The sequence below is a fragment of the Vibrio sinensis genome (genome assembly GCF_003605645.1).
In the GTDB taxonomy this organism is placed as follows: Bacteria; Pseudomonadota; Gammaproteobacteria; order Enterobacterales; family Vibrionaceae; genus Vibrio; species Vibrio sinensis.
In genome coordinates, this window is record NZ_QVMU01000001.1 from 743,517 (window position 1) to 759,568 (window position 16,052).

At 41.6% G+C, this 16,052-nt stretch carries 14 protein-coding genes; 3 read left to right on the plus strand and 11 right to left on the minus strand.

The features are described 5' to 3' along the window. Positions 1–4 precede the first annotated feature (4 nt). Positions 5–2,008 carry a glycoside hydrolase family 31 protein gene (locus DZ860_RS03065; RefSeq protein WP_120029427.1) on the minus strand — a complete coding sequence of 668 codons (2,004 nt, stop codon included), beginning with the start codon at positions 2,006–2,008 and terminating at the stop codon, positions 5–7. A 198-nt stretch (positions 2,009–2,206) separates the two neighbouring features. Beyond that, positions 2,207–3,526 (minus strand): xylose isomerase, encoded by a 1,320-nt coding sequence (xylA, locus tag DZ860_RS03070; protein WP_120029428.1) that lies wholly within the window; start codon positions 3,524–3,526, stop codon positions 2,207–2,209. Positions 3,527–3,703: 177 nt separating this feature from the next. Here xylA and DZ860_RS03075 point away from each other — a divergent pair, with 177 nt between their 5' ends. Then, the gene (locus tag DZ860_RS03075; protein ID WP_120029429.1) at positions 3,704–4,876 is read left to right on the plus strand and encodes a MalY/PatB family protein; all 1,173 of its coding nucleotides are present in this window, start codon (positions 3,704–3,706) and stop codon (positions 4,874–4,876) included. A gap of 55 nt (positions 4,877–4,931) precedes the next feature. Here DZ860_RS03075 and DZ860_RS03080 read toward each other — a convergent pair whose 3' ends face one another. Then, positions 4,932–6,128: a XylR family transcriptional regulator gene (locus DZ860_RS03080; RefSeq protein ID WP_120029430.1), complete on the minus strand. Its 1,197-nt coding sequence runs from the start codon at positions 6,126–6,128 to the stop codon at positions 4,932–4,934. Positions 6,129–6,304: 176 nt separating this feature from the next. Here DZ860_RS03080 and xylB point away from each other — a divergent pair, with 176 nt between their 5' ends. Then, entirely contained in the window at positions 6,305–7,771 is a 1,467-nt protein-coding gene (gene xylB / locus DZ860_RS03085) for a xylulokinase (protein WP_120029431.1), read from the plus strand. A gap of 84 nt (positions 7,772–7,855) precedes the next feature. Here xylB and DZ860_RS03090 read toward each other — a convergent pair whose 3' ends face one another. Together DZ860_RS03090 and DZ860_RS03095 are read right to left on the minus strand one after the other, a co-directional pair. After that, complete coding sequence (locus tag DZ860_RS03090) at positions 7,856–8,119, minus strand: YgjV family protein (RefSeq protein ID WP_120029432.1); 264 nt, start codon at positions 8,117–8,119, stop codon at positions 7,856–7,858. A gap of 94 nt (positions 8,120–8,213) precedes the next feature. Beyond that, positions 8,214–9,239 carry an LLM class flavin-dependent oxidoreductase gene (locus tag DZ860_RS03095; protein WP_120029433.1) on the minus strand — a complete coding sequence of 342 codons (1,026 nt, stop codon included), beginning with the start codon at positions 9,237–9,239 and terminating at the stop codon, positions 8,214–8,216. Positions 9,240–9,851: 612 nt separating this feature from the next. Here DZ860_RS03095 and DZ860_RS03100 point away from each other — a divergent pair. Next, entirely contained in the window at positions 9,852–10,679 is an 828-nt protein-coding gene (locus DZ860_RS03100) for a hypothetical protein (protein ID WP_133305433.1), read from the plus strand. 329 nt (positions 10,680–11,008) lie between these two features. Here the strand turns inward: DZ860_RS03100 and DZ860_RS03105 are convergent, their stop codons facing one another. The 6 genes from DZ860_RS03105 to DZ860_RS03130 form a co-directional block, all read right to left on the minus strand. Continuing rightward, positions 11,009–11,713 carry an FCD domain-containing protein gene (locus DZ860_RS03105; protein WP_120029435.1) on the minus strand — a complete coding sequence of 235 codons (705 nt, stop codon included), beginning with the start codon at positions 11,711–11,713 and terminating at the stop codon, positions 11,009–11,011. A gap of 110 nt (positions 11,714–11,823) precedes the next feature. Further along, positions 11,824–12,741: a dihydrodipicolinate synthase family protein gene (locus DZ860_RS03110; RefSeq protein WP_120029436.1), complete on the minus strand. Its 918-nt coding sequence runs from the start codon at positions 12,739–12,741 to the stop codon at positions 11,824–11,826. Continuing rightward, entirely contained in the window at positions 12,738–13,196 is a 459-nt protein-coding gene (locus DZ860_RS03115) for a NanQ anomerase/TabA/YiaL family protein (protein ID WP_120029437.1), read from the minus strand. The genes DZ860_RS03110 and DZ860_RS03115 overlap by 4 nt, the downstream gene beginning before the upstream one ends. 39 nt (positions 13,197–13,235) lie before the next feature. Then, positions 13,236–14,501, minus strand: a complete 1,266-nt coding sequence (locus DZ860_RS03120; RefSeq protein ID WP_120029438.1) for a TRAP transporter large permease — start codon at positions 14,499–14,501, stop codon at positions 13,236–13,238. A 10-nt stretch (positions 14,502–14,511) separates the two neighbouring features. Beyond that, the gene (locus DZ860_RS03125) at positions 14,512–15,024 is read right to left on the minus strand and encodes a TRAP transporter small permease (RefSeq protein ID WP_120029439.1); all 513 of its coding nucleotides are present in this window, start codon (positions 15,022–15,024) and stop codon (positions 14,512–14,514) included. A gap of 53 nt (positions 15,025–15,077) precedes the next feature. Then, complete coding sequence (locus DZ860_RS03130; protein WP_120029440.1) at positions 15,078–16,049, minus strand: sialic acid TRAP transporter substrate-binding protein SiaP; 972 nt, start codon at positions 16,047–16,049, stop codon at positions 15,078–15,080. Positions 16,050–16,052: the final 3 nt, after the last annotated feature.

Consider the following 16,052-nt stretch of genomic DNA (forward strand, 5'->3'; position numbering starts at 1 on the left):
ATGATTATTGACTTACAAGGTTTATGGCATTGCCTCGCACGAACAATGGAATTTGTTCAAGAGGAGCGTCAACAACTACTGTTTGTCCACCCTCAAAAACTTCCTCGCTCCAAGCATTACGCCAGCTCGAACCTTGGGGTAAATAAACATGCCATTCTCTCGCTTGATAATCGCTGACTGGCGAAACCAAATAATCTGGCCCAAACATAAAGCTCATCGCATGCTGATAAGTTTCTGCATCATTCGGGAAATCCATAAACACTGGACGCATTAAAGGCATACCTGTGCTTGCTGTTTGTTCCATGTATTGATGAATATAAGGACGGAATTTTTCACGTAACTGGATGTAATCAGTCAAAATCGTCTGTGCTTGCTCACCAAATGACCATATTTCATTCTCCGCACCACCGGTCACTCCATGGGAAACCATAGAGTCAGACAAACGGAAGCCGTGTAGACGGAAGATTGGTGAGAACGCACCAAACTGGAACCAGCGAACCATCAGCTCTCTGAAAATCGGATCGTCGATATTTCCACTATGGAAACCACCAATGTCGTGACTCCACCAAGGAATCCCACTCATGATCATATTCAGCCCAGCAGGAATATGATTTTTAAGGGCTTGGAAAGTGGATGGCACATCACCAGACCATACTGCTGCACCATATTTTTGTGAACCTGCCCATGCCGAGCGACATAGATTGAGAACCTGCTCTTGTCCCGCAGCTCTCATACCATCGTAGAAAGCTTTTTCATGTTCACGTGGGTATAAGTTTGCTACCGCAGAGCCCATGCCTTGATGAAATACAATGTCAGACTTATCGTTTGGATAACATTCTGGTTCATTCGCGTCCAACCAGAAAATCTCGATACCATGATCGTAGTAATGCTGCTTAGCTTTCTGCCAAACATAATCACGAGCTTCTGGATTTGTCGCATCATAGTACGTGACGAAGACTGGCATCGGTTTGCCATCACGCATATTGTTTTCTTCAAATGTCATGCCAATTGGCAGCCCACTGACTTTTTCTAACAACATGCCCTGATCACGCATCTCTTTGTAGTTTTCACTACCTGGATGAATAGATGGCCAGATTGAAACCATGACTTTAACACCCATCTCGTTAAGCTGTTTAACCATTGCTGTAGGATCAGGGAAACAAGTCTCGTCAAATCGCCAATCACCTTGCGTACTCCAAGCAAAGTAATCAATCACAATCACCGATAGTGGAACACCCATTTCGTGATAGCGAGTAGCAACGCTCAGCACTTGCTCTTGGGTGGTGTAACGTAAACGACATTGCCAGAAACCACTCGCCCAGTCAGGGAATACTGGCGGTGTGCCTGTCACGTCAAAGTAGCGCTTCATCGCTAACGCTGGCTCAGAACAAGCAGAAATCCAATAATCTCCTTGATGACAGGCATCAGCAACCCAGCGAATTCGATCACGAGCGAGTTCAACGCGACCTACTGCAGGGTTGTTCCATAAGAAAGCATACCCTTTGGTTGAGTAGTAGAAAGGAATAGAAACCGCACTGTTTTCTTGCGAAAGATCGAGTACCAAACCTTTTTGATCAAAACAGCCATTCATATGCTGCCCTAATCCAAATATTTTTTCGTCATCATCGGTTGAGAAGTATTGATTGATTGAGACCAATCCACCAGCAGCAGGGCGTAAAACACGATGAAGTCCTGGTAAATCGACACCTAAGTATGCGACTTCTTTGACTAATAGCTCACCGTCAGAAACGCGATAATAATGGATTAAACCACCAAGGCTGACTGTTGCTTTGATGTCACCATTAATAATTTCCGAATAGGTCTCGTAGTGATTAATTTGTACAGTGCATTGCTCTGGTTGCTCTTCAAGAGCGCCAGGAAAACCATCCTTAACCTGATTAAAACCAGTTCGAACTCTAAAACTATCTGCTCCCCACGGCTCAATTTTGAGTTCTTGTTTATTTCCACGCCACAGCAACGAGATTTCATTGTCAAAAATAATACCCATTAGAGTACTCCGATCGAATAATGATTGTTAATAATAAAGCTATCAAAATAGTATTTACTCGCCATTTATGTTTTTTGTTTTAACTAGAATCAAATTCCACATACAAGAACACGATCACACTAATTAAATTTTCAAATCGAGCACAAATGGCGAAATACAATAAGGTTTATTGTCGAAAAAATATTTTTATAAATGTAGTTATTTATAAATGTAATTATTAACAATATTTTCTAGGTATTCTTGTTTTCCTGAAACAGGTTGCGGATCTATCTCTGACGTCATTGCATGATCGGCAAGAGTTGATAGATTAAATTCACCTTGCATAATGCGATTACCTAGAGGGCCACTCCATGCTTCATAACGTTTTGCTACATTTTTCGCCAGCATATCCGTTTCGAGCATCAAAGCTGCTTTTTCTAATGCAAGTGCCATGGTATCCATACCGCCAATATGGCCATAAAAGAAGTCTTCGATATCAATAGATGGACGACGCAAACGCGCATCAAAGTTTAGACCACCCGTAGTAAACCCACCCGCTTTAAGGATTTCATACATAACCAACGTATTTTCTTCAATGCTATTTGGGAACTGGTCAGTATCCCAACCAAGCTGGGCATCACCACGGTTAGCGTCGACAGAACCGAAAATACCAAGCGACGTTGCTGTCGCTATTTCATGATGGAAGCTATGGCCTGCCAATGTTGCATGGTTTGCTTCAATATTGACCTTAATTTCATTCTCTAGGCCATATTGCTTTAAGAATCCATAAACAGTGGCGGTATCGTAATCGTATTGATGCTTTGTTGGCTCCTGTGGTTTTGGCTCAATTAAAATCGCACCACGGAATCCAATTTTGTGCTTATACTCAACGACCATTTGCATGAAACGACCTAGCTGTGCGCGCTCTTGACGTAAATCCGTGTTCAGTAACGTCTCATAACCCTCGCGACCACCCCAAAGCACATAGTTCTCACCGCCCAATCGTTTTGTCGCATTCATCGCATGGAAAACCTGCGTCGCCGCGTAAGCAAACACTTCAGGGTTAGGGTTACTTGCTGCACCACTTAAATAACGGCGATGAGAGAATACGTTAGCAGTACCCCATAACAGTTTTAGCCCTGTCTCTTCTTGCTTACGTTCGAAGACATCAATCATTTGCGCAAGATTATTGCTGTACTCTTTGAGAGAATTCCCCTCAGGCGCAATATCAGTATCGTGGAAGCAATAAAACGGGACATTTAGCTTAGTAAAAAACTCAAATGCAGCGTCGGCTTTTAGTTTAGCCATCTCCATTTCATTACCAGGCTTTAGCCACGAGTGAGCAAAAGTGCCTTCACCAAAAACATCAGAACCTGGCCATCTAAAGTTATGCCAATAACAAGCGGCAAAACGAAGATGCTCTTTCATTGATTTACCCAAAATTATTTTGTCTGGGTTGTAGGTTTTAAAAGCAAGTGGATTTTCTGATTCCATCCCCTCAAATTGAATTTTGCTAATGCCTTTAAAATACTCGTTCATAATTCTTTGCCTTCACGTTAATATTTTAGTTCGCATACACTATTCATTTTTTGAGGCATTATGTGCAATTATGATATTTGAGTTTAAGTTTCACTAATTTGGTTTATGTTATTTATATCTCATATTTAATTTTTGGCTCAACTATTCTAGACATAACAAATTAGAGAGAGTCATTAAATGGAAAATGTATTCAACACCACTCATAATAGAAAAAATACCAGCTCAGTAAAATGGGATTTCATGACAGAAAAACTGGGCATTGATGGCGATGATCTTTTACCTATGTGGGTCTCTGATTACGACTTTCAAACACCACCACAAGTCCTCAACGCACTCTCACACAGAATCGAACATGGTATCTTTGGTTATTCTGAACGCAATGATGAGTACTTTGACGCATTCATCCATTGGTATAAGAATAAACATAACGTCACCATTGAGAGAGATTCAATCGCGACAATTCATGGTGTGTTACCAGGGATTGCCCTCGCCTTACAAATCCTAACTTCCCAAGGCGATGGTATTATTTTGCAAACACCTGGCTACGGTTCTTTTGCTAACATCATTCAACTTAACGAACGTAAGGTGATTGAAAACCCATTACAACATGATGACAATGGCTACACGCTTAATCTTGAACATCTCGACAGTTGCCTACAACAAGGGGCAAAAGCGGTGCTACTTTGTAACCCTCATAACCCAATAGGTAGAATTTGGAATTATGATGAAATTGAGCAAATCGCGATACTCTGTGAACGTTATGACGCTTGGTTAATTAGCGATGAAATCTGGGGTGATTTAACTCTCCCTAACTATCATTATTGCTCCGCACTACGCTTACCAACACGTTTTCATTCGCGACTCATTGTCGCCACCGCATCGAGTAAAACCTTTGGTTTGTCTTCACTGCGAATCTCTAATTTCGTTATTCCCAATGCTAAAATACATCATTTATTCCTGCGGAAGATGAGCTCATTAGGCCTAGACGTCTATAATTCCCTTGCAATGTGCGCAGCCACTGAGGCATACAAAAATGGCGAAATATGGTTAGCTGAGTTAATGACTTATGTGCAAAACAACCTAAACTACTTAAATGATTTCCTCACACAGACCCTACCCCACATTACATTTAACATGCCAAAAGCGGGTTATCTTGTCTGGTTAGATTGTCACTCACTCAACATCAGTGATGATGAATTACAACACCGATGCACCAAAGCCGGTATTGTTCCCTCAATGGGGTATACCTTTATTCAAGGAGGCTCTGGCTATATTCGACTGAACTTAGGTTGCCCTAGAGATACGCTGGAAAAAGCCTGCATTCGATTAGCATTAGCACTCGCTCTCTAGTGGTACAAAAAGGCCTCGTCGGATTACCAAACGAGGCTTTCTTATCAAGAAAAACTTAGGCTGTCGGCTCTTTCTCAACTAATTTTTCGTTTCGATACTCTTTTGGTGTTGATTCGAACTTTTTCTTAAAAACAGTGTACATATACTGCAGTGACGGATAGCCGCAAAGCTCAGCAATCTCTGCGATTGGTAATGAGGTCGAAGAAAGTAACTGGCAAGCTTTATCTAGTTTTGAATTGTGGATTTCATGATGAATTGAGTGACCACGCTCCTCTTTAAAACGAAACTCTAGATTTGAACGTGAAATACCAACCGCATTCAGCACCTGATCCACCTTGATCCCACGGCATGCATTTTGTCGAATATAATGCATTGCTTGAATCACATAGGGATCTCTCAAAGCGTGATAATCGCTACTTTGTCTTTCATGAATACCTGATGGTGGCACAATAATTCTTGCTAGATTATCACTAGGTTGAGTGAGCATTTTATGCAGCAACTTAGCCGCTTCATAACCCATTTTCTTACAACCTTGACCTACTGAACTTAAAGAAACCCGACTGAAATATTGGGTTAACTCTTCATTATCGATCCCAATAACTGAGATATTATCAGGCACGAGTAAATTCAAATGCTCACAAACTTGTAAGATATGTCTCGCTCTTGAATCCGTCACCGCGATAATGCCAGTCGCAGATGGCAGTTTTTGCAACCAGTCCGCTAAACGGTTCATATCGTATTGCCATGATTGAGGCGATGTTTCATTACCACGATAAACGATACCAGTGTAACCCGCAGCGCTCACAATATCGTTAAATGCCATTTCTCTTTCATTTGCCCAACGTTTTTCCGTTGTTTTAGGTAAACCATAAAAAGCAAAGCTCTCTATGCCTTTGTTTTTTAAATGTTCAAAAGCTTGCTGAATTAATAGGTAGTTGTCGGTAGCGACATAAGGGAAGCTTGGGTAGTCATTACTCTCTTTGTACGATCCTCCGACGCCAATAATCGGAATATCCAACTGACTCAAAAAAGCCTCTATTTCAGGGTTATCCATATCAGCGATGACGCCATCGCCCATCCAATGTTTGATGTTTTCAAGACGAGTAAGGAAGTCTTCTTCTAGGAAAATATCCCAATTGCACTGCGTTGCCTGTAGATACTCACCAATACCTTTGATGACCTCTCTGTCATAGACCTTATTGGCATTAAATAACAAAGTAATCCTGTATCGCTTTTCTACATTCTGAAACATCAAATAACCACACTAAAATCAACAGAAAAGCATACTATCATTTGCCCGAAAATCTCTATGTGACATTTAACACAATGATGAAATCCACAAATCCAACTGTGAAAAAACGTAATTGTGATTATGAAATTTGAGGACGATGATGACAATTAGCATTCACGCCGATTTAGGAAGTAATCATGTATCTTGGAATAGATTTAGGTACCTCTGGTATCAAAGCGATTTTACTCAATGAGCAAGGTGAGATCATTGCCAGTGAAGTAGCCAGTTTGACAGTATCTCGACCTCATGAACTTTGGTCTGAACAAAATCCTGAAGATTGGTGGCAAACGACCAATGCTGCGATTAAGCAATTGGGAGACGTTATTCAATTAAACCAAGTTAAAGCCATCGGTCTATCTGGACAAATGCATGGCGCTGTCACACTAGATAAACAAGGAAGTGTAATCCGTCCTGCGATATTGTGGAATGATGGCCGCAGTGCAGCGGAATGCATTGAGTTGGAGCAATTGGTTCCAAACAGTCGCCACATAGCCGGCAATATCATGATGCCTGGTTTTACTGCACCAAAATTAAAATGGCTACAAAAAAATGAACCTTACAATTTTGCTCTAATTGACAAGGTACTCCTGCCAAAAGATTATCTTCGCTACCGTATGAGTGGGATATTTGCTTCAGATTTGTCCGATTCTGCCGGAACATTGTGGCTAGATGTTGCTAAGCGTGATTGGAGTGATGAACTGCTTGCGGCATGCTCATTGACAAGAGAACACATGCCGCAATTGTTTGAGGGGAATGAAATTACCGGGTTGCTATCTGAAACTGTCGCATCCAGTTGGGGTATGGATTGCGTTCCGATTGTTGCTGGTGCGGGTGATAATGCGGCTGGTGCTATCGGTATGGGAATTACCGAACCAGAGCAAGCGATGCTCTCTTTAGGTACCTCTGGAGTCTATTTTGCTGTAGGTGCAAGCTATACATCCAACCCAGAGTCTGCCGTTCATAGTTTTTGTCATGCTTTACCTAATACTTGGCACTTAATGTCGGTGATTCTAAGCGCTGCTGCTTGTTTAGATTGGGTTGCTAAACTCACTCACTATCAATCTGTCCCAGAAATGCTAGAAGATGTAGAGCAATCAGCGATATATAACCGCAATCTTGTTTTCCTACCCTATTTGTCAGGAGAGCGTACACCGCATAACGATCCAAATGCGAAAGGCGTCTTTTTTGGTATGACCCATGAAACCAATCGCGCCGATCTGGCTCTCGCCGTTCTTGAGGGGGTAGGTTTTGCTTTCGCCGATGGTTTAGAGGCGATGAACGCGTGTGAATTAAAATCCAGTGACGTCACTTTGATTGGAGGTGGTGCTCGAAGTGAGTTCTGGCGTCAGATGTTAGCTGATATAACCGGACAAACCTTAAGTTATCGCGAAGGTGGTGATGTCGGGCCTGCTTTAGGTGCAGCCCGTCTCGCACAATTAGGGGTGAATCCTCAAATCAATATTAGTGATATCTGCCTAAAACCAGCATTAATTCAAACTCATCAACCTTGTTTAACCCATCAAGCGAAATATCGAGAAAAACATCAGTTATATAAACAACTGTACTCATGTTTAAAACCGGTCTTTAACTCAAGTTTAATTTAAGGCTAAGCCGCAACTACAATGCCCGTTCACCTAGGATTTAAAGTCTAGGTGGGCGGATATTGTCATTTGATGCACTCTCTTACATCACAAAGTTGATTCGTTTTTTTGGCCAACATTGCTAGCCATCGAATGCTTTTCGTTATACAACTTAATCAAATAGTAAACATTAACACAAGCGATAAAGCCATTGGTTGCCGCAACGGGCCAAGCACCAATCATGACTGCATATAGTGTGAATAATGCACAACCCAAGAAATTTAATACTCGTAATTTGACGATGTCTTTCATCATTAAAGATAACGCCACCATAATAGATGCGGCATAGCCTAATATTTCTGCAGTAGTCATTTTTCTAGTCCTGAAGTTAACTTAAAATAACGTCGTTACATCCTTGAAGTGAACGTTCAAGATGGATGCTTCGAGGTGGAGCACTCAATGAACATTAGTTCTTTTGAAACTTAGGTAAGATATGTTGAACGAACGCTTCTAAACAGCGACTATTTTGTTCATGACTTAGTCCATTTGCCAACCAAAGAGCAAACTCACTCACGCCTAACTTCTGATAATATTGCAAGGTTTCCAACACCTCATCTGCTGTCCCTATCAGCAAGTTATTTTCTAAATCAGCGGGTGAAAAACCCTCAGGGGTGGCTAACTCACCCAGCAATCGGCCATGAGATACCGTATTCGCTTGGCTAAACCATGCATAAAACTCACGATAATAATGACTAAAGTGCTTCAAGACCTGCTGTTTTTCCTCTTCACTTTCAACAATATAAGCATGTTGTAACAACATCAGTTTCGCATCCGATTTGGCCACTTGGGTTGCGTGTTTAAATACAGAGACACTTTCTTTCACTTTCTCTAAACCCAGCCATAATGGTGTCATCTGCACATGACAGCCATGTTCAATAGCGAAACTTACGGTTTCAGGGCTTTGAGCTGCAATCCAAAGAGGTGGCTGACCTTTTAAGCTAAATTGTGGCGTGACTGAGGTACTCGGAAATGTCCAATTATCACCATCATGGGCATAATTCCCATGCCACAAATTCCGTAACGCCACGACATGTTCACGTAACATTTCTCCTGCTTTTAGGTTCGTCATTCCCTCCGTCAATCGATCATATTCGTATTGGAATGCGCCTTTTGACAGACCAACTTCGAGACGTCCATGGGTGACTTGATTAGTGAATGCAATTTCACCAGCAAGTCGGATTGGATGCCAGAATGGCGCAACGATCGTTGCCGTACCAAGTCGCGCGTTGTGGATCTGTGGGGCCAACGCAGCAACCGTTAATAATGGATTGGGCGAAATAGCGAAATCCATGGCATGATGCTCACCAGTCCAGATGGTGTAAAACCCGCCACGATCTCCTTGCTTACACAATTGTATAAAGTTTTCATAAGCTTGTTGGTAATCAGTGTCGACACTGGTTCTTTCTGTGTGCAAACAAAGTGATATTTTCATAGCGGTACCTTTTTACATAAATGTCTATCATTGGTGTTTTTTGTTAGTAAAGCGACTCGATCCCATACATTAATCATAGTGACGACATCATGTTTCTACATTTTTAGGTCTTCACGTTTTTCAAAGCATATGAGGTTAGTGGGAATGACAATGGCGTTGATATTTTCCACAAACATAGATGATTTACTCCATGCTCATAATGCAAAAATATTTTGTTCACCACCCCTAAGTATCAAGGTGTCATAGGCGTGTAATTCAAAGCAACAAACAGCTAATGCAATTAGCTCTGCCTCAACTTAATGCTGACTTTCATCCCTGCTATGGGCGATACCATAAAAAGTTAATCTTCTTATCTAACATGCCATTGGCTAAATAAAACGAGTCATTACAAACTCAATTTGCTGAGTTATCGCGTCACTGTTTAATGATGGTGATGTCTAACCAATGGGGAAATAATGCGCTCAGATCGCGAGAATGGGAATATCCCTTGAAATGAAATCAGTTTTGCGTAATTTGCAAAGGTGGACAGGATGAGAACACGTTAAAATGTTAATACGACAATAAATGGTAGTCGAAACACTTCATCGCAAAAATCTAAAGGCACGGCACTTAATGTTCGACTTTACATCCTTACTCACTACACCTAAATTATTCACTGCACCTAAGTATGCCGCAGTTCACACTAAAACTAGCGTTAATAAAAACCAAGTATCAGCAAGAGCCCATTCGATGAATAGTGTTGCTACCAAGGTTTCACACGCACTGACTAGTGCCCATAAATACAAGCTTCTTTATGAATTAACCCAAAAACGTAAACAAAATACTCCTGAGAATGCGTACTCAATCGCTGATTTTTTTTGTGGGGCCTATGAGTGTGATTGGGTGTCACCCTATACAAAATCGGCTTCAAATTTAAATTCAGAAGTTATGATCATTTTGCAAGATTGGGCTTCTAAAGATTATCTCTGTCGAGGCTTTAAGCCTGAACTTGTTTCGCTTGGATTAGATCCAAAGCTCCCAACCTCTCGACAATTAAATACATTACTTAGCCATCATTTCAATTTAACGTTGAAAGAGACCTTTGCCACCAACCTTTACCCTTTCATTAAACAGGGGACGTTATCTGCCGCAATGACATGGCGAAGTTTATTAGATTGTGCAAAACAGTACGCTCTGCCACAAATTGAAATCATTAATCCTAAGGTGACAATCTGCCTTGGTCTTAATGTATTTAATGCGCTTTCTGTTGCCGCCGGAGGGATACGTTACAAGTGTTTGAATGATGCAATTCAAGCACCATTTCTATTAGTCTTTAAAAATGGGCAATGCAGTTATGTATTCGCACAAGCCCACACTGGCTTTCATGGCCAGAGTTCGCGTAATCGAATCGAACCACAACAAGTTAACTTAGACTGGGCTGCTATGCTTAAACATAGCTAAAACACACAACTAAACATACGCTTGAACGTACACTTTAACGACGCTTAAACATCTAATTGAACATACAGTTGAATAGAGCAACTTTGTATTTGATCGAAAATGAACCGTTTCGATACAGAGCACTATACCCTAATTGCATTTTTATTTAGCGGTTAGCGCTCAATCATTAATGATTAATGATTAATGATTAGTGATTAGTGATTAGTGATTAGTGATTAAAAATGGCTTCCATCTTAACGAAAGGAAGCCATTTAGCTCATTGGAACGAATGTATTCTAGAAGAGATTTATTCACTTATAGGATCTGAGCTCCAACCAAACAAGTTCTGGTTACTTCTCGATTCGCATGACGTTATCTAAATGCTCACGCATACACTGCTCAGCCCGGTTGGCATCTCCCGCTTCAATAGCATCGAAAATCATCACATGTTCTTGATAGTTTTGCTTGTGATACGGCGTGTACTCTGATGGGTTACGCGTCATAATTAACCAAGAAATTAACGATTCGTATAAAGAAGAGACCATTGGGTTTTTAATCATATCAATGATACAACGATGAAACGCAATATCAGATCGAACAAAGGCATCATAATCTTCGCAATGTGCTTTGTTCTGATCTAACTCTTGTTTCAGTCTCGCTAGATCTTCATCAGTACGAACTAATGCAGCTTCTCTAACAATCGCGATTTCAAACAACTGTCTTAAATGCTCGAACTGGCGTTTTTCATCTTTTTGAGACAATAAGCCAATAGCAAGTCCAGAGACGTTATTTATTAAAGTTGCAGTGCAAGGTTTGGTTACACGGGTTTTTTCGCCACTTTTAATTTCCACTAACCCTTTTTGCGATAGCTTCATCAACGCTTCTCGCACAGAAGGCCTGCCTACATCAAATGCCGCCATCAAGTCCCGCTCAGAGGGTAAGGTATCGCCCTCTTTTAACGTATTATTAATGATCATTTTTTCCAGCTCTTCAGCCACGCTGTCTGAAAGCTTGGTTTTTTTCATTGGCTTCAATGGAAACGAAGTTAACTCCATAAGAGTTCCCTCTTTAAATACTTAATTATTGTTATCTCACCAGATAGTTTTGATACCTGGCTGAACCATGACGTTAGAATTCTATCTAGTGTAATATAATCGGCGTCTATTTAAATCTTAAATTCGGGTAGGTATTCATTCTTTACCTTTGCTTTGAACTCTATGTCTTGCATAGGGATAGAGGCAAACGGAAAGCGCATTGTTGATTCAATACTCGACCAACCTCCCATTGCGGCCATAAATTTGTCTACTGCCGCATTACAGTAACCCTGCTCGGTAATATATGGCGCAATTTCTTCTGCCATAAATTGTTGAATACGAGCCTCTAGTTCCAACGCTGATGGCTTAAGTGATAAGCACTCTTCTGTCCATTCTTGGGTCGCTTTAGGGTTTAAGCAACACACATTGGAATAGGCACCTTTTGCTCCTTTATATGCATCAGTCGCAAGAAAATGCCCAGCGACAAAAATGGATGCTTTCGCGGCTAAACCAGTCTGTTCAATCTCAGCGGTGATCCTTGGTAATTTAAACCCCACCAACGTAGGAATAGCTTCGTACAATTCATCTAGTTCATTCGCTGTTAGATTAACTTTAGCATGTGGTGGATTATAGAGCACAAGATCAACTCCCAGTGCAACTTGCTCTACTTTATGCATAAAGACTTTCGCAACAGCCAATGAACACGGAAACCAATCGGGTAAAATAACCTGAATGGCGGTTGGACTAAGCATCGCCGCAAACTTTACCCGTTCTAACGCCGCTTGAGGATGACAATGGCTCGCACCAATTTGAAACGCCATACCTGCCTGATGACATTTTTGAGCCAACAAGTTACTGATTTGTTGGAATTCTTCTGCGGACTGAGTATAAAACTCGCCTGCCGTACCGTTAGAATAAATCCCATCCACACCCGCAGCAATATAACAGTCAATTTGTTGTTCAAGTCGCTCAAAATCAATGACTTCATTTTTAATCGGGAGCAACAGTGTCGCCCAATTTCCAGAAATTTCACTCTTACTCAAAGTCATAGGATTGATGCCCTTACTTTTATCACAACTTTATCCACCCACTCTTCTTCACTTCCAACCTGAATCATTGGACGATGCCATTCACTAGGGTAGAAAACGCAATATTGATGCGGTTCGAGGGTAATAAATTGCTCATGACCTATATTGGTTTTAAGCTCACAATCATTGTCAAAACATTGCTCAGTCATAAACAGAGACGATGCGGGTTCAACTGCAAAACCGAGTGTCTCTTTCGTTGTTAACGCCAGATGAATATCGACATACTCACGATGTATCTCAGCTTGTGAGTCTGCCAGTGACCGCGCTACCCCTCTAATTCGATTAACAAAAACATCATCACCTTTGATTTTATTAATTCCACTAGGCATTTGCTCGAGATCTTTCTCAAGAACCAATCTAATGATGTCGCCAAACTCTTTGTCGTGCGATAAACGGCTTACTTTTGCAATGATCATTATATTCAGCAGCGATTACTCGCTGCTGCCTGCTATAAATTAAAGGAAGTAGTTTGGTAAGAACATCACCATTTGCGGGAAGAGAATGATGATAGCCAAGACAATAATCAGTGGTACTAAGAAGATCAAAACCGAGCGCGCAAGTACTTCGTATGGGATCTTACCGACTTTCGCAACCACAAAGAGCGAGACCCCCATTGGTGGAGTCAATATCCCCAACATCATGTTCATCACGACGACGATACCAAAGTGTACTGGGTCGATGCCAAGCTGAATGGTTACAGGTAGCAAGATAGGGATCAAAATCAGCAACAGCGCTAGGGTTTCAATAAATGCGCCTAAAATAAACAGCATCACCGAGACAAGCACAAGGAAAACCAAAGGTGAATCAGTAACTTGTAAAAATAGCTCAGCTGCTTTAAGAGGAATATCTTCTTTAACGATGACATAACCAAATAGGCCGACACCACCAATCAAAAATCCAATCACCGCCGACGTATTCACCGATTCATGGACCACTTCTAGAAAACGTGAAACTGTTAATTCGCGATACACCACAAAGCCTAAGAACATGGCATACAGAGAAGCAACGACTGCCGCTTCAGTTGGTGTAACGATGCCAGAGAAAATACCACCAATAATAAGAACCGGTGTCATTAGCGCTAATGAGGCATCTTTAAAGGAGTAACAAATCGTTTTGAATGACGCCCTCGGGTAAACCGGATAACCTTTTTTCTTGGCGATAAAGTAGACCATCACCATCAGAGATACAGCGCACAATAACGCAGGTACAACGCCTGCTAAAAACAGCGCGCCAATCGATGCACCAGACATAACACCGTAGATAACAATAGGAATACTCGGCGGCATTAAAGGCCCAATAACACTCGACGCAGCGGTAATCGCACCAGCAAAGCCATCATCGTAACCCTCATCACGCATCGCTTTGATTTCAAGCTGCCCCAAGCCACCAGCATCAGCGTGCGCTGAACCCGACATTCCTGAAAATAGAAGACTGGCAAGAACGTTAACATGACCAAGTGAGCCTGTTAAATGCCCAGTTAAGTCTCGAGCAAATTTAAACATTTTGTCAGTGATGCCTGCTGAGTTCATCAATAGACCACTGAAGATAAAGAACGGGACTGCAAGTAACGGGAATGAGTTCAACCCGGCAATAATTTTTTGCGAAGCGAGCGCAATGCCACCATTAGTTAAAAGATAAATGATTGAAACAACATATAGGGTAAATGCGACAGGCATACCGATTGCTAACAGCGCACCCCAACCACCAAAAATACCAAACATAGCCAATACCTTACTTACATAGATGGGAGTTCACTGTGGCATCGCCTCTTTGTGGTTTAACCAACTTAGAGAAAGAAATCGCAGCGTTTAAAAATGATTTAATAAAGACTAAAAGAAAGCCAACGGGTACAGCGCCATATAGGGCCGACATCTGAACATCCATGGTTACTGAGCCCAATCGATCCATCCTTTCAGCGAAGATGTAGCCGTAGTGGACAATAATCACTGCAATCACAGCAAACACACCATGAATAAAGATATCGAGAAGTAAGCCCGCCTTATCACCCAATCTATTTGGCAACATATCAATGGCGATATGGTCACGGCGAGAAATCGCCTCACTGGCCCCAATAAATACGATATAAATATATAGCCAACGAGATAGTTCCTCTGTCCATGGGATAGCAAAACTAAAGAAATAGCGACTCAGGATCTGGATGGCGATCACCGACAACATGAGCAAAAATAGAAAGATAGACAGATATTTTTCTATCAACTCCATCTTAGTAATTATCTTGTACATAGTTAGTTCCTATTGAGTAGCGGAGCACGTCCCGTGCCCCGCCTTAAGCAGAATTACTTCGCGTCAATTAAGGTTTGTGTGAAGTTTTCGCCATATTGCTTATCTAATGCTGCGTAGTATGGTTTCATTGCCGCGCGAAACGGTTCTAGATCTGGATAAGTCACTGTTACACCTGCCTCTTTAAATAGCGCAAGGTGCTTTTCTGTGTCGGCATTAATGAGACGCTCTGCTTCATCACCACCCGCCTTAAGGGCCGCTACCAACCATTGTTGCTCTTGTTCAGAAAGGTCATTCCAACTGTCAGAGTTAATGGAAATAGTTTGGTCTTGAACCACGTGATTAGTCATCGCAAGGTATTTTTGTACTTCGTAAAACTTCATTGCTTCAATCGATGGAATTGGGTTTTCTTGACCATCTACCGCGTTAGTCTGTAGCGCAAGGTAAACTTCTGCATAGGCAATGGGTGATGGGATGGCGCTGGTTGCTTTCGCGTAATCAATCAATGCTTTCGCGTTTGGCGTACGAAGTTTTAACCCTTTCATATCATCAATTGAGTTAATCGCTCGGTTAGATGTCGTTTGGCGCACACCGAAGTACCAGCTATCGATAGGCTTAAGTTGGAAGTTATCTTCTAACTCACCACGAACTTTCATCCCCCACTCACTTGCCAAAATTTTCTTAAGGTGGTCAAAATCATTAACGATATAAGCGGTCTCTAGTGCGCCTAACTCAGGAACATACTGTGCGTAGCCACCGAATACCTGCATCGACATATCAATCTCACCCAGAGATACCTGCTCGAGCATTTCATGTACGCTACCTAACTGACCGCCTTCATAGATACGCATTGTCAACTCACCACCGGATTGTTTTTCCAACTCTTGAGAGGCTTTTACCATTCCATGGTAGATAGGGCTGTTGTACGCTTCATTGAAGCCAACTTTGAGTTCTGTTTGAGCGTAAACGTTCGCAGCAAGTAAAGCTGAAGCAATAACACTCATTTTTAGGATTGTTTTCATCGTCATGGT

Bases quoted from the DNA above. Each gene is read 5' to 3' on its own strand.
- DZ860_RS03065 (WP_120029427.1), bottom strand. From the start codon at position 2,008: ATGGGTATTATTTTTGACAATGAAATCTCGTTGCTGTGGCGTGGAAAT.
- xylA (WP_120029428.1), bottom strand. From the start codon at position 3,526: ATGAACGAGTATTTTAAAGGCATTAGCAAAATTCAATTTGAGGGGATG.
- DZ860_RS03075 (WP_120029429.1), top strand. From the start codon at position 3,704: ATGGAAAATGTATTCAACACCACTCATAATAGAAAAAATACCAGCTCA.
- DZ860_RS03080 (WP_120029430.1), bottom strand. From the start codon at position 6,128: ATGTTTCAGAATGTAGAAAAGCGATACAGGATTACTTTGTTATTTAAT.
- xylB (WP_120029431.1), top strand. From the start codon at position 6,305: ATGTATCTTGGAATAGATTTAGGTACCTCTGGTATCAAAGCGATTTTA.
- DZ860_RS03090 (WP_120029432.1), bottom strand. From the start codon at position 8,119: ATGACTACTGCAGAAATATTAGGCTATGCCGCATCTATTATGGTGGCG.
- DZ860_RS03095 (WP_120029433.1), bottom strand. From the start codon at position 9,239: ATGAAAATATCACTTTGTTTGCACACAGAAAGAACCAGTGTCGACACT.
- DZ860_RS03100 (WP_133305433.1), top strand. From the start codon at position 9,852: ATGTTCGACTTTACATCCTTACTCACTACACCTAAATTATTCACTGCA.
- DZ860_RS03105 (WP_120029435.1), bottom strand. From the start codon at position 11,713: ATGGAGTTAACTTCGTTTCCATTGAAGCCAATGAAAAAAACCAAGCTT.
- DZ860_RS03110 (WP_120029436.1), bottom strand. From the start codon at position 12,741: ATGACTTTGAGTAAGAGTGAAATTTCTGGAAATTGGGCGACACTGTTG.
- DZ860_RS03115 (WP_120029437.1), bottom strand. From the start codon at position 13,196: ATGATCATTGCAAAAGTAAGCCGTTTATCGCACGACAAAGAGTTTGGC.
- DZ860_RS03120 (WP_120029438.1), bottom strand. From the start codon at position 14,501: ATGTTTGGTATTTTTGGTGGTTGGGGTGCGCTGTTAGCAATCGGTATG.
- DZ860_RS03125 (WP_120029439.1), bottom strand. From the start codon at position 15,024: ATGTACAAGATAATTACTAAGATGGAGTTGATAGAAAAATATCTGTCT.
- DZ860_RS03130 (WP_120029440.1), bottom strand. From the start codon at position 16,049: ATGACGATGAAAACAATCCTAAAAATGAGTGTTATTGCTTCAGCTTTA.